Source organism: Jatrophihabitans sp. sgz311053 (assembly GCF_056135305.1).
Genome location: NZ_JBWAXP010000002.1, coordinates 1,861,826 through 1,881,654, shown reverse-complemented (window position 1 = coordinate 1,881,654; position 19,829 = coordinate 1,861,826). Strand labels below are relative to the sequence as shown.

Annotated in this window: 20 protein-coding genes; 13 read left to right on the top strand and 7 right to left on the bottom strand. The window is 70.3% G+C overall.

What is annotated here, in order from left to right:
- Positions 1–13 precede the first annotated feature (13 nt).
- The gene (locus tag AC0NZQ_RS17805) at positions 14–898 is read left to right on the top strand and encodes an ATP-grasp domain-containing protein (RefSeq protein ID WP_474531331.1); all 885 of its coding nucleotides are present in this window, start codon (positions 14–16) and stop codon (positions 896–898) included.
- Complete coding sequence (locus AC0NZQ_RS17800; RefSeq protein WP_474531330.1) at positions 895–2,244, top strand: DUF445 domain-containing protein; 1,350 nt, start codon at positions 895–897, stop codon at positions 2,242–2,244. Before AC0NZQ_RS17805 ends, AC0NZQ_RS17800 begins: the two co-directional genes overlap by 4 nt.
- Here the strand turns inward: AC0NZQ_RS17800 and AC0NZQ_RS17795 are convergent.
- The 4 genes from AC0NZQ_RS17795 to AC0NZQ_RS17780 form a co-directional block, all read right to left on the bottom strand.
- A complete protein-coding gene (locus AC0NZQ_RS17795; protein WP_474531329.1) occupies positions 2,228–3,151 on the bottom strand; it encodes a COX15/CtaA family protein in 924 nt (307 codons plus the stop codon). The two genes, AC0NZQ_RS17800 and AC0NZQ_RS17795, sit on opposite strands and share 17 nt — an antisense overlap.
- Positions 3,151–3,933 (bottom strand): ABC transporter permease, encoded by a 783-nt coding sequence (locus AC0NZQ_RS17790; RefSeq protein ID WP_474531328.1) that lies wholly within the window; start codon positions 3,931–3,933, stop codon positions 3,151–3,153. The genes AC0NZQ_RS17795 and AC0NZQ_RS17790 overlap by 1 nt, the downstream gene beginning before the upstream one ends.
- Positions 3,930–4,853 carry an ABC transporter ATP-binding protein gene (locus AC0NZQ_RS17785; RefSeq protein WP_474531327.1) on the bottom strand — a complete coding sequence of 308 codons (924 nt, stop codon included), beginning with the start codon at positions 4,851–4,853 and terminating at the stop codon, positions 3,930–3,932. The genes AC0NZQ_RS17790 and AC0NZQ_RS17785 overlap by 4 nt, the downstream gene beginning before the upstream one ends.
- A gap of 219 nt (positions 4,854–5,072) precedes the next feature.
- Positions 5,073–5,753, bottom strand: coding sequence for a lysophospholipid acyltransferase family protein (locus AC0NZQ_RS17780; RefSeq protein ID WP_474531326.1), 681 nt, complete (start codon positions 5,751–5,753; stop codon positions 5,073–5,075).
- A gap of 104 nt (positions 5,754–5,857) precedes the next feature.
- Between AC0NZQ_RS17780 and AC0NZQ_RS17775 the strand changes: the two genes are divergently transcribed.
- The 9 genes from AC0NZQ_RS17775 to AC0NZQ_RS17735 all read left to right on the top strand — a co-directional run bounded on the left by AC0NZQ_RS17775 (position 5,858) and on the right by AC0NZQ_RS17735 (position 13,572).
- Positions 5,858–6,562: a helix-turn-helix transcriptional regulator gene (locus AC0NZQ_RS17775; protein ID WP_474531325.1), complete on the top strand. Its 705-nt coding sequence runs from the start codon at positions 5,858–5,860 to the stop codon at positions 6,560–6,562.
- The gene (gene sufB, locus AC0NZQ_RS17770; protein WP_474531324.1) at positions 6,559–7,989 is read left to right on the top strand and encodes a Fe-S cluster assembly protein SufB; all 1,431 of its coding nucleotides are present in this window, start codon (positions 6,559–6,561) and stop codon (positions 7,987–7,989) included. The genes AC0NZQ_RS17775 and sufB overlap by 4 nt, the downstream gene beginning before the upstream one ends.
- On the top strand, positions 7,989–9,146 hold the full coding sequence (gene sufD, locus AC0NZQ_RS17765; RefSeq protein WP_474531323.1) for a Fe-S cluster assembly protein SufD: 1,158 nt from the start codon (positions 7,989–7,991) through the stop codon (positions 9,144–9,146). Before sufB ends, sufD begins: the two co-directional genes overlap by 1 nt.
- On the top strand, positions 9,146–9,907 hold the full coding sequence (gene sufC, locus AC0NZQ_RS17760) for a Fe-S cluster assembly ATPase SufC (protein WP_474531322.1): 762 nt from the start codon (positions 9,146–9,148) through the stop codon (positions 9,905–9,907). Before sufD ends, sufC begins: the two co-directional genes overlap by 1 nt.
- A 70-nt stretch (positions 9,908–9,977) precedes the next feature.
- Positions 9,978–11,225, top strand: coding sequence for a cysteine desulfurase (locus AC0NZQ_RS17755; RefSeq protein WP_474531321.1), 1,248 nt, complete (start codon positions 9,978–9,980; stop codon positions 11,223–11,225).
- A 20-nt stretch (positions 11,226–11,245) separates the two neighbouring features.
- Entirely contained in the window at positions 11,246–11,695 is a 450-nt protein-coding gene (sufU, locus tag AC0NZQ_RS17750; protein WP_474531446.1) for a Fe-S cluster assembly sulfur transfer protein SufU, read from the top strand.
- Positions 11,692–12,042: a metal-sulfur cluster assembly factor gene (locus AC0NZQ_RS17745; RefSeq protein ID WP_474531320.1), complete on the top strand. Its 351-nt coding sequence runs from the start codon at positions 11,692–11,694 to the stop codon at positions 12,040–12,042. The genes sufU and AC0NZQ_RS17745 overlap by 4 nt, the downstream gene beginning before the upstream one ends.
- 28 nt (positions 12,043–12,070) lie before the next feature.
- The gene (locus tag AC0NZQ_RS17740) at positions 12,071–13,267 is read left to right on the top strand and encodes an acyl-CoA dehydrogenase family protein (RefSeq protein ID WP_474531319.1); all 1,197 of its coding nucleotides are present in this window, start codon (positions 12,071–12,073) and stop codon (positions 13,265–13,267) included.
- A complete protein-coding gene (locus tag AC0NZQ_RS17735; protein ID WP_474531318.1) occupies positions 13,264–13,572 on the top strand; it encodes a DUF3817 domain-containing protein in 309 nt (102 codons plus the stop codon). The genes AC0NZQ_RS17740 and AC0NZQ_RS17735 overlap by 4 nt, the downstream gene beginning before the upstream one ends.
- Positions 13,573–13,575: 3 nt before the next feature.
- On the opposite strand, the gene AC0NZQ_RS17730 is transcribed toward AC0NZQ_RS17735, so the two are convergent.
- Both AC0NZQ_RS17730 and AC0NZQ_RS17725 read right to left on the bottom strand, forming a co-directional pair.
- Positions 13,576–14,451, bottom strand: coding sequence for a class I SAM-dependent methyltransferase (locus AC0NZQ_RS17730; protein WP_474531317.1), 876 nt, complete (start codon positions 14,449–14,451; stop codon positions 13,576–13,578).
- Between the two features lie 39 nt (positions 14,452–14,490).
- On the bottom strand, positions 14,491–15,732 hold the full coding sequence (locus AC0NZQ_RS17725; protein ID WP_474531445.1) for an MFS transporter: 1,242 nt from the start codon (positions 15,730–15,732) through the stop codon (positions 14,491–14,493).
- 120 nt (positions 15,733–15,852) lie between these two features.
- Between AC0NZQ_RS17725 and AC0NZQ_RS17720 the strand changes: the two genes are divergently transcribed.
- Positions 15,853–16,812 (top strand): GlxA family transcriptional regulator, encoded by a 960-nt coding sequence (locus AC0NZQ_RS17720; protein ID WP_474531316.1) that lies wholly within the window; start codon positions 15,853–15,855, stop codon positions 16,810–16,812.
- A 64-nt stretch (positions 16,813–16,876) separates the two neighbouring features.
- On the opposite strand, the gene ypfJ is transcribed toward AC0NZQ_RS17720, so the two are convergent.
- Positions 16,877–17,863 carry a KPN_02809 family neutral zinc metallopeptidase gene (ypfJ, locus tag AC0NZQ_RS17715; protein WP_474531315.1) on the bottom strand — a complete coding sequence of 329 codons (987 nt, stop codon included), beginning with the start codon at positions 17,861–17,863 and terminating at the stop codon, positions 16,877–16,879.
- 125 nt (positions 17,864–17,988) lie between these two features.
- Between ypfJ and AC0NZQ_RS17710 the strand changes: the two genes are divergently transcribed.
- A complete protein-coding gene (locus AC0NZQ_RS17710; protein WP_474531314.1) occupies positions 17,989–19,608 on the top strand; it encodes an ABC-F family ATP-binding cassette domain-containing protein in 1,620 nt (539 codons plus the stop codon).
- The last annotated feature ends 221 nt before the right edge of the window (positions 19,609–19,829 follow it).

The window sequence follows — 19,829 nt, the reverse complement described above, 5'->3', positions numbered from 1 at the left end:
TAGGATCGCTGTCATGCCCGACCACCGCGCGTCCGTCCTGCTCGCGACCTGCGCCGACCTGCCGCAGGGCGACCCCGACGACGCCCACCTGGTGGCCGCCCTCGCCGCCGCGGGCGTGACGGCCCGCTGGGCGGTCTGGTCCGACCCGGACGAACGCTGGGACGAGACCGCGGTCGTGCTCCGCTCGACGTGGGACTACCACGCGGCACTGCCGCAGTTCCTCGCCTGGACGCAGACGGTGCCGCGGCTCAGCAATCCCGCCGAAATCGTCGCGTGGAACACCGACAAGGTCTATCTCGGCGATCTCGCGGCCGCGGGCGTCCCGACCGTCCCGTCGCAGTTCTTCGCGCCGGGGGAGCGGGTCGCGCTGCCCTCGGAGGTCGCCGAAGTCGTGATCAAGCCGTCGGTCGGTGCCGGTTCGCGTGGGGCGGGGCGCTTCGCTGTCGGCACCCCCGACGCCGATGCCGCCGCGCTGGCGCATGCGGCGGCGCTCCAGGCCGCTGGTCGCACCGCCCTCGTCCAGCCATTTCTCGACGGCGTCGACACCGCCGGGGAGACCGCGCTGCTGTATGCCGCGGGCAGCTTCAGCCATGCGATCCGCAAGGGGCCGATGCTCACCGCCGACGCCGCCCACCCGGTCTCCGGTGCGTCCCTGTTCGTGCCGGAGAACATCACCACCCGGCAACCGGGTGACGACGAACTCGCCGTGGGAGCGCGTGCAGTGGAGTTCGTGAGGGAACGATTCGGTCGTGAACCGCTCTATGCGCGCGTCGACCTGCTGCCCACCGGCGGTGGCCCGGTGGTGACCGAACTCGAGCTCACCGAGCCGTCGCTCTTCCTCGGGTACGCCGACGGGGCTGCCGACCGCTTCGCCGCCGCGATCGCGGCGCGCGCGTGAGCACCACCGAGACCGGCCGCGGGACGCGACCGGCGCCGGGCCCCGGCAGGCCGCGCCGGGTCGCTGCACCACCGGAGCCGGCGGGGACGCAGACGCCGGGCGCCGTGGCGATGCCCGAGGTGAAGCAGGAGCGCATCGACGCCCTGCGCAAGATGAAGCGGGTGGCGGTCAGCCTGCTGATCGTGGCCGCGGTCGTCTACGTGCTCTGCCGCCTCCTCACCGACGGCACCGGCTTCTGGGGTTATGTCGAGGCGACCGCCGAGGCCTCCATGGTGGGCGGGCTGGCCGACTGGTTCGCCGTCACCGCGCTGTTCCGGCATCCGCTGCGGTTGCCCATCCCGCACACCGCGATCATCCCGCGCAAGAAGGATCAGATCGGCGAAGGCCTGGCCGGCTTCGTCCAGGAATACTTCCTCACCACCGAGGTCGTCGCCGAGCGCGTCTCCGCCGCGAAGGTGCCGGAGCGGGTGGGGGACTGGCTGGCCGACACCGAGCACGCCGAGCGCCTGGGCGAGGAACTCAGCAACGCGATCAGCGGCATGGCCACCGTGCTGCGCGACGACCAGATCCGGACCGCCGTCGCCGCCTTCGCCGACAAGCGACTCCGCGAACTCGACATCGCCCCGCTGCTCGGGCGCGTCCTCGAGGCCATCTGCGATGCCGGTCAGCATCAGGCGGCGCTCACCCTCTTCCTGCGCGGCAGTCGCCGCTTCCTCGACACCAACCGCGACGAGTTCCGGCGCCGGGTGGACCAGGAGTCCTGGCTGCCGTCCTTCGTCGACGAGCAGCTCTTCAACACCGGCTTCAAGTGGTCGCAGTCCTTCCTCGCCGACGTCATCGACCAGGACGAGCACCAGCTGCGCAAGGGCTTCGACACCCAGCTGCGCGATCTCGCCGACCAGCTCCGCCACGACCCCGAGCGGATCGCCAAGGTGGAGGCGGCGCGTGACCAGCTGCTGGACCACCCGCGCATCCACGAGTACCTCAACCAGCTCTGGGACTCGATGAAGGCGCTCCTGCTCAACGAGACCAACGACCCCGACTCGGACCTGCGCCGCTCGGCGGTGTCGCTCACGGTCCGCGCCGGCGAGGTGCTGCGCGACGACGAGAACGTCCGCGAGCGCGTCAACAGCGCGCTGAGCCGGCTTGCCGGGCACGTCGCCTCGCACTACGCCGAGGACCTGACCGACGTCATCTCGACGACGGTCGCCCGCTGGGACACCGAGGAGACCAGCCGACGTTTGGAGTTGCAGGTGGGTCGTGACCTGCAGTTCATCCGCATCAACGGCACGGTGGTGGGTGCGCTCGCCGGTCTGGCGATCCACACGCTCAGCCAGCTGTTCTGAGCCTCGCCGGTGCCGCACGGTTGTCGCTGGCGAAGAGGACGTTGAGGGCAGCGAGCCACACCAGGCAGGCCCCCAGCATGTGCACCCCGACCAGCAGCTCGGGCAGGTGCAGGAAGTACTGGGTGTAGCCGACGACGCCCTGCGCGAGCTCGACGGCCAGCAGCAGCCAGGCCGCCCGTCGCAGCGCCGCCCCCGCCGTCACCACGTGGACGAGGATCACCAGGCCGACGGAGAGTCCGATCAGGACCATCACGGCATCGGCGTGCAGCTGCGACATCGACGCCGGGTTGAGGCCGGTGCGGCGTACCCGACCGTCGGTGACATCGCCGGCGTGTGGTCCGCTGCCGGTGACGACGGTGCCGATGACGAGCGTGATCGCGGCTGCCGCGGCGGTGAGCCGGGCCAGCAGCCGGCCGGTGGGCTCGGCCACCGGAGGGTCGGCGCGTACCCGCCACCACAGCAGGAATGTGATCGCGATGATCACCATCGAGAGCAGGAAGTGCGACGCCACCAGCCACGGGTTGAGGTGGGTCAGCACGGTGATCCCGCCGAGCACGGCCTGGGCGGGGATGCCCAGGGCGGCGACGGTGGCCAGGCGCCGTTCGGTCCGTCGCAGCATGGCCACGACCCAAGTGGCGAGCGCGATCGCGACGAGGACGAAGGTCAGCAGCCGGTTGCCGAACTCCACGAAGCCGTGGATCGACGACGCCGAGGTGACGGTGAGCCGATCGTCGGTGCAGCGCGGCCAGGTCGGGCAGCCGAGGCCGGAGTCCGACAGCCGCACCGCACCGCCGGTGACGACGATGACGACGTTCGACACCACCGACGCCACCGCGAGGCGCCGCAGCAGTGTTGCCGTGGGACGCCGGCGCAGCCGTCCCGTGGGCTCGGCCACCGGCTCGGTCATCACTCCCATCGGAACCACCGGGCGGCGGCCGGCAGCGCGACGGCGGCCCAGACGGTGAGGGTGACGACGTCGCGCAGCGGGTAGCCGTGGCCGCCCTCGAAGACCTGGTGCAGCCCGTCGGAGAGCGCGGCCGACGGCAGGTACTGCAGCACGTTCTGCGCGACCGAGCCGAAACGGTCGAGCGGGATGGCGATGCCACCGGCGAAGAGCAGCACCAGCCAGATCAGGTTCGCCGCCGCCAGCGTCACCTCGGCTTTGAGGGTCCCCGCCACCAGCAGGCCGAGCCCGCCGAAGGCCAGCGTCCCCATGATGACCAGCGCCGCCGCGAAGAGGGGATCGCCGTGTGGCTGCCAGGCCAGGGCGAAGCCCACCCCGCAGATGAGCACGATCTGAACCACTTCGAGCAGTAGCACCGACAAGGTCTTGCCGCCGATGAGCACCGAGCGGGGCAGTGCGGTGGCGCCGAGGCGTTTCAGGACGGCGTACTTGCGCTCGAAACCGGTGCCGATGGCCAGGCCGGTGAAGGCGGCGGACATCACCGCCAGCGCGATGATGCTCGGCACGACGTAATCGATGCGCCGCTGCACGCCGAGGGAGTAGAGCAGCGGCAGGTTGAAGAAGAAGAGCAGCAGCAGCGGGATGAGCAGCGTCAGCCCCACCTGCTCGCCGTTGCGCAGCAGCAGCTTGAACTCGATGCCCGTCTGCGCGGCGAGCATGCGACGCCGGGAGGCTGCCCCCGGCGCGGGCGCGTAGGACGGCGCCGTGGTGGTGGCCGGGTTCATGCCCGCAGCTCCCGTCCGGTGAGGTCGAGGAAGACGTCCTCGAGGGTGCGCTTCTCGACGTGCAGGTCGTCGGCCATGACCTGCTGCGAGGCGCACCAGGCGGTGAGGGTGGCGAGCAGCTGCGGCGTCACCTCGGCGGTGACGAGGTACTGGCCCGGTACGGGTTCGACGGCGTTGCTGCCGGCCGGCAGCTGAGCCAGCAGGTCGGGCAGCGGCAGGCCGGCGACGGCGCGGAACCGGATCTGCCCCTCTGCCCCGGAGCGGGTCAGCTCCGCCGGCGAGCCCTGCGCGACGACGCGGCCGCCGTCCATCACGACGACGTCGTCGGCCAGTTGCTCGGCCTCGTCCAGGAAGTGGGTGGTGAGCACGACGCTCACGCCGTCGCGGCGCAGCGTGTCGATCAGCTCCCAGGTGCCGCGTCGCGACTGCGGGTCCATGCCGGCGGTGGGCTCGTCGAGGAAGACCAGCTCGGGACGTCCCACCAGCGCCAGCGCCAGCGAGAGGCGCTGCTGCTGCCCACCGGAGAGCCGCTTGACCGGCGTCCGCGCGGCGTCGCCGAGACCGACGACCGAAAGGAGCTCGGCGGGACGGTGCGGGTGCAGGGCGTAGGAGGCGAAGAGGGTGAGCAGCTCCAGCGCGCCGGCACCGGTGTAGCCGCCGATGCCTTCCTGCAGCATCACGCCGACCCGGGGCTTGAGTGCGGCGGCGTCGGCGACCGGGTCGCGGCCGAGGACACGGACGGTGCCCGCGTCGGCTTGGCGGAAGCCTTCGCAGATCTCGATGGTCGTGGTCTTGCCGGCGCCGTTGGGGCCGAGCAGGGCGAGCACCGAGCCGGCCTCGACGGTCAGCGACAGGCCGGCCACGGCGTGTGTCGCGCCGTAGCTCTTGACGAGATCGACGATCTCGACGGCGGCAGTCACCCCGTCAGTCTAGGAACGGATCCCGCGCCGTCGCGCCGCGCCCGTCCGGTCGTGACCCGGGACGCGACCGTGACCACCGCCCGCCCGCCTGCCGAGTGGTCGAATTCGGGTGCGAGTGGTCGGCCCGCCCGCGACCACTGGGCGTCGAAATCGACCACTCGGCGGGGCGCGGGGCGGAGGTGATCGGGCGGGAACTGCGGCGGGGACTGCAGGACGCAGCTACTCCGCAGCCTTGACGTTCGAGCCGTAGGTGTCGACGTACTCCTGCCCCGAGAGCCCCTGGATGGCGACCCGGATCTCGTCGGTGACCTGACGCAGCACCCGGGCACTGCGTTCCTGCTCGGCGAGGTGGCCGAAGCGCAGCAGCTCGCCGAAGTGGACCTGGACGTGCCCGCGCGGTGCCCGGTGCCAGCGGTTGCTGTCCACGGGTTGGACGTCCGGCGTGCCGACGATGCCGACCGGCAGCACCGGGGCGCCGCTGCGCAGGGCGAGGCGCGCCACCCCGGTCCGGAACTTGTGCAGCCGACCGTCCGGGGAGCGGGTGCCCTCGGGATAGATGCCGAGGGCCTTGCCCGAGGCGAGCACCTCGACGCCGATGTCGATGACGGCGGCGGCCGAGCGGAGGTCGCCGCGCTCCACCGGGACCTGACCGAGGCCGTTGAAGAAAGCGGCCATGGCGCGACCGCGCAGACCCGGCGTGGTGAAGTACTCGGCCTTGGCGAAGTAGAAGATCTGCCGCCGGGCCGCGAGCGGGGTGAAGACCTCGTCGGCGAAGGAGACGTGGTTGGCCGCCACGATGACGCCACCCTCGCGCGGGACGTGGTGCTCACCGGTCACATGCGGCCGGTAGATGCCGCGCAATGCCGGCGCGAGGGTGAGTTCGAGGCTCCGGTACAGCACGGCTGCTGAAACTACCGGGCCGCCGGCGACGGGGTGCGACGTGACCGCGACCACCCAGGCATGCCTTCGGTGCGACGCCGTGGCAAATACGTCATACTGGTGTTGTGAAAATCAAGACGGACGTTCTCGACGGTGCCGCCGGCACCCGCGACGCCGTCGCCCGGTCGATCCTGGAGCGCGGGCCGCAGTCGGCCGCCGACCTGGCCTGCCGCCTGGGACTGTCCGCGGCGGCGATCCGTCGCCACCTCGACGCCCTCGTCGCCGACGGCCTGCTCGTCGAGCGCGAGCCGCGCCCCAACGCCAACCGGGGACGGGGCCGTCCGGCCCGCACCTACGCGCTCACCGACGCCGGCCGCGCCGCCTTCCCGCACGGTTACGACGACCTCGCCAACACCGCACTGCGCTATCTGCGCGAGACCGGTGGGGATCAGGCGGTCACCGGCTTCGCCGAGCACCGCGCCCGGACCCTGGCCGCGCAGCTGGCCGACGACGTGGACGGCGCCGCGCCGGTCACCCAGCGCGCGGACGCCCTGGCCGGCGCGCTCTCGACTCACGGCTACGCTTCGACGACCCAGACGGTGGGAACACCCGGTGGGGCGTCGGGCGTTCAGATCTGTCAGCACCACTGTCCGGTGGCGCACGTCGCCGCCGAGTTCCCGCAGCTGTGCGAGGCCGAGACCCGGGCCTTCGAGGCCGTCCTCGGCACGTACGTCCAACGCTTGGCGACGATCGCTCACGGCGACGGCGTCTGCACGACCCATGTACCGCTCACCGAAACACCCACCCATTCCGGGAGGACCGCTTCATGACCACAGCCCCCGAGCGCACGCTCACCCAGGACGAGCAGATCGACCAGCTCGGCCGTTACGGCTACGGCTGGGCCGACAGCGACATCGCCGGCGCGAGCGCGCAGCGCGGCCTCTCCGAGGCGGTCGTCCGGGACATCTCGGCCAAGAAGAGCGAGCCGGAATGGATGCTGCAGCGCCGGCTCAAGGCGCTCGCCATCTTCGACAAGAAGCCGATGCCCAACTGGGGCTCGGACCTGTCGGAGATCGACTTCGACAACATCAAGTACTTCGTCCGCTCGACGGAGAAGCAGGCCGCCAGCTGGGACGACCTGCCCGAGGACATCAAGAACACCTACGACAAGCTCGGCATCCCCGAGGCGGAGAAGCAGCGCCTCGTCGCCGGTGTCGCGGCGCAGTACGAGTCCGAGGTGGTCTACCACCAGATCAACGAGGAACTCGAGCGCCAGGGCGTCATCTTCATGGACACCGACACCGCGCTGAAGGAGCACCCCGAGCTCTTCGAGGAGTACTTCGGCACCGTCATCCCGTCCGGTGACAACAAGTTCTCCGCGCTGAACACGGCGGTGTGGTCCGGCGGTTCGTTCATCTACGTGCCGAAGGGCGTGCACGTCGAGATCCCGCTGCAGGCCTACTTCCGGATCAACACCGAGAACATGGGTCAGTTCGAGCGGACGCTGATCATCGTCGACGAGGACGCCTACGTGCACTACGTCGAGGGTTGCACCGCGCCGATCTACAAGTCGGACTCGCTGCACTCGGCCGTCGTCGAGATCATCGTGAAGAAGGGTGGCCGGTGCCGCTACACGACGATCCAGAACTGGTCGAACAACGTCTACAACCTGGTCACCAAGCGGGCCAAGGCCGAGGCCGGCGCCACCATGGAGTGGGTCGACGGCAACATCGGCTCCAAGGTCACGATGAAGTACCCGGCCGTCTGGATGACCGGCGAGCACGCCAAGGGCGAGGTGCTCTCGATCGCGTTCGCGGGCGAGGGCCAGCACCAGGACGCCGGCGCGAAGATGCTGCACCTGGCGCCGCACACCTCCTCGACCATCATCAGCAAGTCGGTGGCGCGTGGCGGCGGCCGGACGTCCTACCGCGGTCTGGTGCAGGTCAACAAGGGCGCTCACCACTCGGCCTCGACCGTGAAGTGCGACGCGCTGCTGGTCGACGACATCAGCCGCTCGGACACCTACCCCTACGTCGACGTCCGTGAGGACGACGTCTCGATGGGTCACGAGGCGACGGTCTCCAAGGTCAGCGAGGACCAGCTCTTCTACCTGATGAGCCGGGGTCTCTCCGAGGACGAGGCCATGGCCATGGTGGTGCGCGGCTTCGTCGAGCCGATCGCCCGCGAGCTGCCGATGGAGTACGCGCTCGAGCTCAACCGCCTGATCGAACTGCAGATGGAAGGAGCGGTCGGCTAGTGACCGCAGTACTGAAGCCGACCGGATCGCCGGCCGAGCGTTTCACCTCGCGCGACCCGGAGGCCTTCTCCGAGCCGAGCACGCATCAGGAGGACTGGCGGTTCACCCCGCTCACCCGCGTGCGTGACTTCTTCGTCCCGTTCGCTCCGGACGGCAGCGAACAGGTCACGGTGGACGCCCCGGACGGTGTCACCCAGTCGATCGTGGACCGCACGCACGAGCTCTTCGGTCGGGCCGCCCAGCCCGCGGACCGGGTCGCCGCGCTGGCGATGGCCAATGTGCAGGACGTTCTGCTCATCGACATCGCCGCCGACGCCCGCCCCGACCGTCCGGTCGTCGTGGACGTCAAGGGCGCGCCCGGCCGCAACTACGGGCACGTCATCGTCCACGCCGGACGCTTCAGCGAGTCGACTGTCGTCTTCCGGCACACCGGCCAGACGGGCGACGCCGCCAACGTCGAGTTCGTCGTGGACGACGGCGCCCAGCTGACGGTCGTGACGATCCAGGACTGGGAGCCCGGCACGATCCACCTCAGCGCGCACACCGCCGCGGTGGGGCGTGACGCCAAGTTCCGGCACCACAACATCACCCTCGGCGGGTCGGTGGTCCGGCTCGTGCCGACGGTCCGCTTCGCCGCACCCGGTGGCCGGGCCGAGCTCCTCGGCGTCAGCTTCGCCGGCGACGACCAGCACTTCGAGACGCGGCTGCTGGTGGACCACTCGCAGCCGAACTGCAGCTCGGATGTGCTGTACAAGAACGCGCTGCTGGGCGACTCGGCTCGCACGGTCTGGATCGGCGACGTCCGCATCCGGCCGGAGGCGAAGGCCACAGACACCTACGAGATGAACCGCAACCTGCTGCTCTCCGACGGGGCCCGCGCCGACTCGGTGCCGAACCTGGAGATCGAGACCGGCGACATCGTCGGTGCCGGCCACGCGAGTGCCACCGGACGCTTCGACGACCTGCAGCTGTTCTATCTGCAGTCGCGCGGCATCCCGGACGAGGAGGCGCGCCGCCTGGTCGTCCGCGGATTCTTCGCCGACGTCATCGACCGGATCGGCGTCCCGGACCTGCAGCAGCAGCTGATGAGCGCGATCGAGGCCCGCCTCGGCTTCGCGCCGAGCACGGACGACAACGAGAGCGAGAACGAGAACTGATGGCAACGCTGGAGATCAAGGACCTGCACGTCAAGGTCACCGACACCGACACCCAGATCCTCAAGGGCGTCGATCTGTCGGTGAGTTCGGGGCAGACCCACGCGATCATGGGGCCGAACGGGTCGGGCAAGTCCACGCTGGCCTACTCCATCGCCGGTCACCCCAAGTACACCGTCACCGGTGGCTCGGTGACCCTCGACGGCGAGGACGTCCTGGCGATGTCCGTCGACGAGCGCGCCCGCGCCGGGCTCTTCCTCGCGATGCAGTACCCCGTCGAGGTCCCCGGTGTCTCGGTGTCGAACTTCCTGCGGACCGCGGCCACCGCCACCCGCGGTGAGGCGCCGAAGCTGCGCACTTGGGTCAAGGAGGTCTCGGGGGCGATGGCCGAGCTCGAGATGGACAAGGCATTCGCCGACCGCAGCGTCAACGAGGGCTTCTCCGGCGGCGAGAAGAAGCGCCACGAGATCCTGCAGCTGGAACTGCTCAAGCCCAAGATCGCCATCCTGGACGAGACCGACTCCGGCCTGGACGTCGACGCCCTGCGCGTCGTCAGCCAGGGCGTGAACCGGGTCCGCGAGAACCAGGGCATCGGCACGCTGCTGATCACCCACTACACCCGCATCCTGCGCTACATCGAGCCCGACTTCGTGCACGTCTTCTTCGACGGCAAGATCGTCGAGTCCGGCGGCAAGGAGCTCGCCGACGTGCTCGAGAACGAGGGCTACGCGCGCTTCGGCGTCCCCGAGACCGCCAGCGCCTGACCCACCACATCGGTTTTGGCGGCCTGACTTGGTATCCCAAGCCAGGCCGCCAAAAGCAGAAGGACACCAGATGAGCATCGACGTCGAGGCCGTCCGCAAGGACTTCCCGATCCTGTCGCGCGAGGTTCACGGCAAGCCGTTGGTGTACCTCGACAGCGCCAACACCGCGCAGAAGCCGCAGCAGGTGCTCGACGCGATGACGACGCACTACGCGCAGCACAACGCCAATGTCGCCCGCGCGGTCCACACCCTCGGCTCCGAGGCGACGACGGCCTTCGAGGACGCGCGTGACAAGGTCGCGCGGTTCCTCAACGCGCCCCGCCGCGACGAGGTGATCTTCACCAAGAACTCGTCCGAGGCGTTGAACCTCATCGCCTACTCGCTGTCCAACGCGACGACGTTCCCCGGTGCCGAGCGCTTCCGCCTCGGCCCCGGCGACGAGATCGTCGTGACCGAGATGGAGCACCACAGCAATCTGGTGCCGTGGCAGCTACTGGCGCAGCGCACCGGTGCGACCTTCACGTGGATCCGCATCGACGACGAGGGCCGGCTGCAGGACATCGAGCAGACGATCACCGAGCGCGCCAAGATCGTCGCGTTCGTACACCAGTCCAACGCCCTCGGCACCATCAACGATGTCGAGCGGATCGTGGCGCGGGCCAAGCAGGTCGGTGCCCTGACCGTGCTCGACGCCTCGCAGTCCGCGCCGCACATCCCGGTGGACGTGCAGGCGCTGGACGTCGACTTCCTGGCCTTCACCGGCCACAAGCTCTACGGCCCGACCGGCGTGGGCGTGCTCTGGGGACGCTACGACCTGCTCGCCGCTATGCCGCCCTTCCTCGGCGGCGGCGAGATGATCGAGACCGTCGACATGGCGGGGACGACCTATGCCGCACCGCCGCACCGCTTCGAGGCCGGGACCCCGATGATCGCCGAGGCGGTCGGGCTGGGCGCCGCCATCGACTGGATCAGCGAGCTGGGCATGGCGGCCGTCGCGCAGCACGAGCACGAGCTGGTCACCTACGCGCTGGACAAGCTCAACGCCGTCGACGGCGTCACCGTCGTCGGGCCGAACACCCCCGAATCGCGCGGTGCCACGATCGCCTTCACCGTCACCGGCGTCCACCCGCACGACGTGGCACAGCTGCTGGACGAGGAGGGCATTGCCGTCCGTGCCGGACACCACTGCGCCCGCCCCGTCTGCGTCCGCTACGGAATACCGGCGACCACGCGAGCGTCCTTCGGGGTGTACAGCACCACCGACGAGGTCGACGCCCTGGTGGCCGGGATCGAGAAGGTCAAGGAGATGTTCGCGTGACTGCGCCGCAACTGGAGAGCATGTACCAGGAGATCATCCTGGACCACTACAAGCACCCGCAGCACAAAGCCCTGCCGGAGTCCTTCGACGCCGAGGTGCACCACGTCAACCCGACCTGCGGTGACGAGGTGACGCTGCGCGTCAAGGTCGTCGACGGCGCCATCGCCGACCTCGGCTGGGACGGCGAGGGCTGCTCCATCAGCCAGGCTTCGACATCGGTCATGAGCGGCCTCGTCGCGGGCAAGCCCGTCACCGACGCCCTCGGTCTCGAGCGGAAGTTCCTCGAGCTGATGCAGTCGCGCGGCCAGGCCGAGCTGACCGAGGCCGAGGCCGACGAGCTGGAGGACGCTGTCGCCTTCGAGGGTGTCTCGAAGTACCCCGCACGCGTGAAGTGCGCACTGCTCGGCTGGATGGCGATGAAGAGCGCCGTGGCCGAGGCCGGCTGGACCACAGAGGAGAGCACGTCATGACCGAGACCGCGACCGCGGTTCCCTCCCGCGACGAGATCGACGAGGCCATGCGCGACGTCGTCGACCCCGAGCTCGGCATCAACGTCGTCGACCTGGGCCTGCTCTACGACGTGGACGTCGCCACCGCCGATTCCGGCACCACGATCACGCTGGACATGACGCTGACGTCCGCGGCCTGCCCGCTCACCGACGTCATCGAGGACCAGGCGCACTCCGCGCTCACCGGCGGTCCCAAGCCGCTCGCCACCGAGGTGAAGATCAACTGGGTCTGGATGCCGCCGTGGGGTCCGGACAAGATCACCGAGGACGGCCGCGAGCAGCTGCGGGCACTGGGCTTCAACGTCTGATCCTGATTCGGACGGGTATAGAGGGTCCATGAGCGACCCCGTGCCCGGCGCGCGCGCCGACATCGACCCGGACTTCTTCGGCTACCGCGGTCTGCTGACCGACGACGAGACCAAGACCCTGCACGAGCTGCGGGACTGGCTCGAGACCAACGTTGACCCGATCGCCGACGACTACTGGGCACGCGCGGAGTTCCCGTACGAGCTGATCGGCACGCTGGCCGAGCTCGACATCATGGGCGTGGGTCTCGACCTGCCCGACCGTCCCGCCCGCCGACGGCTGCTGTCCGGGTTCATCGCGCTGGAGCTGGCCCGCATCGACGCCTCCTTCGCGACCTTCTACGGCGTCCACAGCGGGCTCGCGATGGGCAGCATCTTCCACTGCGGCAGCGACGAGCAGCGGGAGCGCTGGCTGCCCGCGATGCGCCGACTCGATCTCGTCGGCGCCTTCGCCCTCACCGAGCCGCACGGGGGTTCCGATGTGGCCGGCGGCCTGGAGACGACCGTCCGCCGTGACGGGGACGACTGGATCCTCGACGGCGCCAAGCGCTGGATCGGCAACGGCACCTTCGCCGACCTCATCGTGGTGTGGGCGCGCGACGTCGCCGACGACCAGGTCAAGGGCTTCGTCGTCGAGAAGGAGATGCCGGGCTTCGCCGCCACCAAGATGGAGAACAAACTGGCGCTGCGGGGCACGCAGAACGCCGACCTCACCTTCACCGAGGTCCGCATCCCCGAGGCCAACCGGTTGCAGCGGGCCAACTCCTTCGACGACACCAACACGGTGCTGCGCAGCACCCGCGGCAGTGTGGCCTGGAGTGCAGTGGGTGTCATGACCGGCATCTACGAGGTGGCGGTCCAGTACGCCAAGGACCGCGTCCAGTTCGGGCGTCCGATCGGCGGCTTCCAGCTGGTGCAGAAGCACCTCGCCGACATCCTCGGCAACCTCACCGCCGCCATGGGGGTCGCGGTCCGCAGCGCTCAGCTGCAGGACGAGGGGAGCTTCGTCGACGAGCAGGGCGCGCTGGCCAAGGCGCTCTGCACGATCAAGCTGAGGGAGAGCGCGGCGGCCGCCAGGGAGCTCATGGGTGGCAATGGCATCCTGCTCGAGTACGGCCTCGCCCGGCGCTTCAACGACGCCGAGGCCCTCTACTCCTACGAGGGCACGCGCGAGATCAACACTCTGATCGTCGGACGGGCGATCACCGGGGAGAGCGCATTCACATGAACGTCCTGAAGGTCTTCCGCGTCGTCGCCGTCGTGGAGGCGGTGTCGTGGCTGCTGCTGATCGTCGCCACCATCGTCAAGTACACGACCGACCCGATGCAGGAGGCCGGCGTCAAGGTGATGGGCCCCGTCCACGGCGTGCTCTTCATCGTCTACGTCGGCCTCGCCGTCTTCGAGGTGCGCCGTCGACTGCGGTGGGATGCCCGCACCACGCTCGTGGTGCTGGCCGAGTCGATCGTGCCGTTCGGCGGTTTCGCCGCGGCGCGGCGCGCCGACCTGAAGGGTGAGCCCGCGGCCGTCCGGTGAGGACTACCGCGTCGCCGTCAGGTACACGCTCTTGGCGTTGAGTCGGGAGCTGAGCGGGTCGAGTTCCCGGCCGTAGCTCGCGGCGATGTCGGCGGCGAGTTCCTGCTCGACGTGCCAGCCGTGCCGCGCCAGCCAGTCGCCGGCATCCTCACGGTCGTCCTCGTGCAGCAGAGCCGGCATGTCGACGCCGAACTTGCCGGCGAGACGGCGGAAGGTGGGGTCCTGGACCTGGGAGACGAGGTTGGTGAAGTTCTCGATCTCGACGGCGGATCCGGCGGCGGAGAGTTCGGTGACGGTGGCCAGCAGCGCCGTCTCGGCCTCGGCCGGCAGGTAGGGGAGCAGCCCCTCGGCGAGCCAGGCAGTCGGCTGTGCCGGATCGAATCCGGCCGCCGACAGCGCAGCGCGCCAGTCGTCGCGTAGGTCCACCGGCACGGTGATGCGCCGGCACGCCGGCCGGCCGTCGTGGCTGGCAATGACCTCGTCCTTGAAGGCCAGGACCGCCGGCTGGTCGATCTCGAAGACGGTCGTCCCCTCCGGCCACGGCAGCCGCAGCGCGCGGCTGTCCAGACCGGCGGCGAGGATGACGGCCTGCCGGACCCCGCGGTTGGTGGCGGCGGTGAAGTACTCGTCGAACCAGCGGGTGCGGACCCCCATGTAGGACGACATCATCTGCCAGAGCTCGTCCTCGCTGTCGTCTGCCGGTGGGACCGGATGCGTCGCCAGCGGCACCGGCGGATGCGCCGCGAGGACGAAGCGCTCGGCCCATGGATCCCGGATGAGCGGGTGGGGGCCGTTCGTCTCCACCGCCCGTCCGGCGGCGACGATGAGGGCGGTGAGCCCGACGTCGGTGACGATGTCCCACTGTTCGTGTCGGCTCATGGCGGCCTCCCCGCGCGCGTCCGGTATGTCCCTTTCTGTCTACTCCTTCGTCGCCGGGCTGGGTACGGCGGGGCGCTCGGCGACGGCCGGGCGTGGCGCGCTCGACACGACGCTGAGGCACAGCAGGGCCGCGGCGGCGCAGAGGGCGGCCGCGACGTAGAAGGCCAGGTCGTAGCTGCCGCGGAGGTCCCGGATCACGCCGGCACCGGAGGCGGCGACGGCGGCGCCCAGCTGGTGTGAAGCGAAGACCCAGCCGAAGACGACGGCGGCGCGCTCGCCGAAGTGCTCTCGGCACAACGCGACGGTCGGCGGCACGGTGGCCACCCAGTCCAGACCGTAGAAGAGGATGAAGACCCAGGTGCTGGGGGTGGTGTCGGCCGAGAGCAGTGACGGCAGCAGGAGGAGTGCGAGCCCGCGGCCGACGTAGTAGGTCACCAGCAGCAGCCTCGGGTCCACCCGGTCGGTGAGCCAGCCGGACGCGACGGTGCCCATGACGTCGAAGACGCCGATGAGGGCGAGCAGCGACGCGGCCACGGTCGCGGGCATGCCGTGGTCATGGGCGGCCGGGATGAAGTGGGTCTGGATGAGGCCGTTGGTGGTGGCGCCGCAGATGGCGAAGGAGCCGGCCAGCAGCCAGAAGACCGGCGTCCGGGCCGCGTCGCGCAGCACCGTCAGGGCATGCCGGCCGCTGTTGCCGACGCGCGCGCTGGGCGGCGGGCCGGGGTAGGCGTCGGTGGCGCCGTAGGCCAGCGTGCCGATGTCGTGCGGATGATCGCGAAGCAGGAGCAGCACGAGCGGGACCACCGCGAGCGCGGCGAGGGCGATGACCACCGACGCCGGCCGCCAGCCGTGGTGGTCGGTGATCGCGGCGACCAGGGGAAGGAAGATCAGCTGCCCGGTGGCGCTCGCCGCGGTGAGGACGCCGCTGACGAGTCCGCGCCGGGCGACGAACCAGCGCCCGGTGACCAACGGCACCAGCGCCATCGACAGTGACCCCGTGCCGGCCCCCACCAGCAGGCCCCAGAAGAGCCAGAGCTGCCAGACCGAGTCCATGACCACCGTCGCGCCGGCGCCCAGGGCGATCACGACCAGAGCCCCCGCGGCCACCGGCCGGATGCCGAAGCGCTCCATCATGGCTGCGGCGAACGGCGCCATCACGCCGTAGAGCGCCATGTTGATCGACATCGCGGTGCCGATGGTGCCGTGCGACCAGCCGAACTCGTCGTGCAGCGGTTCCAGCATGACGCCGGGAGCGGAGCGGAAGGCGGCGGCGCCGAGCATGGCGGCGAACGTGACGCCGGCGACGAGCCAGGCGCGGTGGAGTCTCACGGCGTCGAGTCTGAGTCAGTCGCTCCGGCCTCGACCAGTGGCAGGAATGACATTGTGTGAAAAGATCCTGCCATGGTGCATCGCGTCGTCGTCCTGCTGCTGGCACCGGTCATCGGCTACGACGGTGTCATCCCGCCGCAGCTCTTCGGGGAGGCGCTGGACGATGCCGGACAGCCGCTCTACGAGACGACGATGGTCTCGCTCGACGGCGCCCCGGTGCCCACCGACAACGGGTACGCGATCGTGCCCGGCGGTGAGCTGTCGACGTTGGCGACGGCGGACACGGTGGTGGTGCCCGGTACCCGCATCCGGGGACCGCGCCGGCACGGCACGCTGCCCGACGAGGTCCGGGACGCGCTGGCGACCATCCGACCGCAGGCGCGGATCATGTCGATCTGCACCGGCGCCTTCGTCCTGGCCGCCGCTGGTCTGCTCGACGGGCGACGCGCGACGACCCACTGGGCGCACGCCGACGAGTTCCGGGCGCTGTACCCGCAGGTCGAGCTGGACGAGGATCTGCTCTTCGTGGACGAGGGCGACGTCCTGACCTCGGCCGGGCTGGCCGCGGGCGTGGACCTGTGCCTGCACGTCATCCGTCGGGACCACGGCACCGCCGTCGCCAATCGCGTGGCACGCCACTGCGTGGTGCCGCCCTGGCGGGACGGCGGGCAGGCACAGTTCATCGAGCGTCCCGTGCCCGAGCCGGCCCGGGACTCCACGGCCGGGGCGCGCGAGTGGGCGCTGGGGCACCTCGCCGAGCCGCTGGACGTGGCTCGGCTCGCCCGCGCTGCCCGGATGAGCCTGCGCACCTTCAACCGGCGTTTCCGGGAGGAGACCGGGGCCTCGCCGGGCGCCTGGGTCGCGGCGCAGCGACTGCAGCACGCCCGGCACCTGCTGGAGTCCACCGACCTCGGCGTGGATGAGGTCGCTCGTCGCTCCGGTCTCGGCACCGGTGCCACGCTGCGGCTGCGACTCCGGGACGCCGTCGGGCTCTCACCCGCTGCTTACCGCCGGACCTTCCGCGGGGTATGACCGTCCTCCCTGGCGGTGGTGCGGAGACGTCTAGGATGCGGGACCGCGGCGTCGGGGGGACGGATCAGCCGAGGTTGTCGGTCGCGAAGGTGTCGCAGCGGCGGGGGTCGCCGGTGCGGTACCCGGTGGTGAGCCACTTCTTGCGCTGAGCCGAGGTGCCGTGGGTGAACGAGTCGGGGTCGACGCTGCCCCCGCCGAGCCTGCCCTGGATGTAGTCGTCGCCGATGCGTTGCGCGGCGTCGACGGCGCTGTCCAGGTCGCCCTGTGAGATGTCGACGATGAGGGCGGGCTGCTCGCCCTGCGGCTGCGTCGCGTGGTTCATCCACACCCCGGCGTAGCAGTCGGCCTGCAACTCCAACCGGACCGAGTCCGACGACGCGCCCTGGCGGGACCGCACCGTCGCCTCGGTGCCGAGCAGATCCTGGACGTGGTGGCCGTACTCGTGGGCCAGTACGTACGCGTTCACCAGCGGCCCACCCGCTGCCCCGAACTGCGACTTCAGCTGGTCGTAGAAGCCGAGGTCGATGTAGACGAGGTCATCGCCGGGGCAGTAGAACGGACCGGCGCTGGAGTCCGCGCTGCCGCATGCCGTGTTGATCCGGCCCGTGAAGAAGGTGGTGTCGACGTTCGTGTAGCGCGGTGCTGCGCCCCGCACGCCCTGCGCGACGGTCTCGTACCCGCTGCCGGCCCAGTAGTCCTGGATGGAGTTGATGTCCGCGACGATGGCGCACTCGAGCTTGTCGTTGGCGTCGGCACCGGTGCGGCATTCCTTGGCCAGCTCACGGTTGTCGGCCTGGCTGGCGTTGCCGTCGCGACCGAGGGAGTCCAGCACGCCCGAACCGGTGCCCGAACCGCCGCCGAAGTAGCTGAAGGCGACGTAGGCGAGAGCCGCGACGACGATGAGTCCCCACCCGGCCTTGCCGGTCCGGCCGCGGAAGAGCAGGCCGAGCAGCAGCGGCAAGACGCCCGCCCCCATGGCGCTGCCGCCACTCGACCCCCGGGCGTCGGTCACCTCGCTGGTGTCGAGCTGGGCGTCGTCGTTGTACCGCATCCCGCGATCCTTCCGCAGTGGCCGGAGCAGCGCGCTGCGGCCGGTACCCTGGAGGTCGTGATCGTCCGTTTCCGCAGCTGACCCGGGGCTTGCCGCCCCGCCCGTTCTCTACCCGGAAAGACGCGATGATCACCGCACATGACCTGGAGTTGCGCGCCGGAGCGCGCATCCTGCTCGAGCCCAGCACGCTGCGCGTGCAACCTGGCGACCGCATCGGTCTGGTCGGGCGCAATGGTGCGGGCAAGACCACCAGCCTGCGGGTGCTCGCCGGCGAGACCATGCCCCACACCGGGCGGCTCGAGGTGACCGGACCGGTCGGGTACCTGCCGCAGGACCCACGCGACGGTGACCTGTCGGTGCTGGCGCGCGACCGGGTGCTCTCGGCCCGCGGGCTCGACACGCTCGTCACCGACATCGCCAAGGCCCAGGTCGAGCTCACCGAGCGTCCTGATGACGAGCGACTACTGCGCCGCTACGGCTCGCTGGAGGAACGCTTCACCGCTCTCGGCGGATACGCTGCGGAGAGCGAGGCGGCGCGGATCTGCGCGAACCTCGGCCTGCCGGACCGGGTGCTGGCGCAGCCGCTGCAGACCCTCTCCGGCGGACAGCGCCGCCGGGTGGAGCTGGCGCGCATCCTCTTCGCCGACTCCGGTGCCGAACCCACGACGCTGCTGCTGGACGAGCCCACCAACCACCTCGACGCCGACTCGATCACCTGGCTGCGTGACTTCCTCAAGCAGCACACCGGGGGACTGATCCTCATCAGCCACGACGTCGAGCTGCTCGACGCCGTCGTGAACAAGGTCTGGTACCTCGACGCCAACCGCTCGGCCGTGGACGTCTACAACGTCGACTGGAAGACCTACCTCAAGCAGCGGGAGGCCGACGAGAAGCGGCGGGTCCGCGAGCGGGCCAATGCCGAGCGCAAGATCGAGACCCTCACCAAGCAGGCCGACAAGATGCGGGCCAAGGCGACCAAGGCGCGCGCCGCGCACCAGATGGACCGCCGTGCCGCGGCGCTCTCGGCCGGCCTGGCCGAGGTGCGCGTGCAGGACCGGGTCGCCCGGCTCCGGTTCCCGGCGCCGGCGCCCTGCGGCAAGACGCCGCTCACGGCCGAGGGGTTGTCGAAGTCCTACGGATCGCTCGAGGTCTTCGCCGGCGTGGACCTCGCCATCGACCGCGGCGCCCGGGTGGTCGTCCTCGGTCTCAACGGCGCCGGCAAGACGACCCTGCTGCGGCTGCTCGCCGGGGCCGAGCGCCCCGACACCGGCGAGGTCGTCCCCGGCCACGGCCTGCGGCTGGGTTACTACGCCCAGGAGCACGAAACCCTGGACCACGATCGGACGATCCTGGAGAACATGCGGACCGCCGCCTCCAGCGTCGGTCGCTCGGACCTCAACGACACCGAGCTGCGCAAGATCCTCGGCGCCTTCCTCTTCACCGGTGACGACGTCGACAAGCCGGCGGGCGTGCTCTCCGGCGGTGAGAAGACGCGGCTCGCACTGGCCATGCTCGTCACCAGCGCGGCGAACGTGCTGCTGCTGGACGAGCCGACCAACAACCTCGACCCGGTGAGCCGCGAGCAGGTGCTGGATGCGCTGCACACCTTCGCCGGCGCGATCGTGCTCGTCACCCACGACGAGGGTGCCGTCGAGGCGTTGGAGCCGGACAAGGTGATCATGCTGCCCGACGGCGTCGAGGACCAGTGGAGTGCTGACCTCGCGGACCTGATCACGCTCGCCTGACGGCGACGTCACCCTTGATCAAAACGGACGAAGTCGATCAAGCCGCACCACCGTGGCGCTGGCACGGATTAGCCGCGTGGTCTCTGGGCAAGTAGGGCCATCCGGACATTGGGTCGGTCGCCCCGTTCCGTCGCTCGCGGCGAGCGGCAAGGTTTATTGCCGCCAAGATCCGCTGCTGCTACTCGTTGACACGGGACGCGCACCCGCGGCCACGTACTGCA

What these genes read in the sequence shown, in the direction of transcription:
- AC0NZQ_RS17730 (WP_474531317.1), bottom strand. Translation starts at nt 14,451, where the DNA reads ATGAGCCGACACGAACAGTGGGACATCGTCACCGACGTCGGGCTCACC.
- AC0NZQ_RS17735 (WP_474531318.1), top strand. Translation starts at nt 13,264, where the DNA reads ATGAACGTCCTGAAGGTCTTCCGCGTCGTCGCCGTCGTGGAGGCGGTG.
- AC0NZQ_RS17710 (WP_474531314.1), top strand. Translation starts at nt 17,989, where the DNA reads ATGATCACCGCACATGACCTGGAGTTGCGCGCCGGAGCGCGCATCCTG.
- AC0NZQ_RS17725 (WP_474531445.1), bottom strand. Translation starts at nt 15,732, where the DNA reads ATGCTCGGCGCCGCCGCCTTCCGCTCCGCTCCCGGCGTCATGCTGGAA.
- AC0NZQ_RS17805 (WP_474531331.1), top strand. Translation starts at nt 14, where the DNA reads ATGCCCGACCACCGCGCGTCCGTCCTGCTCGCGACCTGCGCCGACCTG.
- AC0NZQ_RS17720 (WP_474531316.1), top strand. Translation starts at nt 15,853, where the DNA reads ATGGTGCATCGCGTCGTCGTCCTGCTGCTGGCACCGGTCATCGGCTAC.
- AC0NZQ_RS17740 (WP_474531319.1), top strand. Translation starts at nt 12,071, where the DNA reads ATGAGCGACCCCGTGCCCGGCGCGCGCGCCGACATCGACCCGGACTTC.
- AC0NZQ_RS17795 (WP_474531329.1), bottom strand. Translation starts at nt 3,151, where the DNA reads ATGACCGAGCCGGTGGCCGAGCCCACGGGACGGCTGCGCCGGCGTCCC.
- sufU (WP_474531446.1), top strand. Translation starts at nt 11,246, where the DNA reads ATGTACCAGGAGATCATCCTGGACCACTACAAGCACCCGCAGCACAAA.
- ypfJ (WP_474531315.1), bottom strand. Translation starts at nt 17,863, where the DNA reads ATGCGGTACAACGACGACGCCCAGCTCGACACCAGCGAGGTGACCGAC.
- AC0NZQ_RS17755 (WP_474531321.1), top strand. Translation starts at nt 9,978, where the DNA reads ATGAGCATCGACGTCGAGGCCGTCCGCAAGGACTTCCCGATCCTGTCG.
- sufB (WP_474531324.1), top strand. Translation starts at nt 6,559, where the DNA reads ATGACCACAGCCCCCGAGCGCACGCTCACCCAGGACGAGCAGATCGAC.
- AC0NZQ_RS17745 (WP_474531320.1), top strand. Translation starts at nt 11,692, where the DNA reads ATGACCGAGACCGCGACCGCGGTTCCCTCCCGCGACGAGATCGACGAG.
- AC0NZQ_RS17790 (WP_474531328.1), bottom strand. Translation starts at nt 3,933, where the DNA reads ATGAACCCGGCCACCACCACGGCGCCGTCCTACGCGCCCGCGCCGGGG.
- sufC (WP_474531322.1), top strand. Translation starts at nt 9,146, where the DNA reads ATGGCAACGCTGGAGATCAAGGACCTGCACGTCAAGGTCACCGACACC.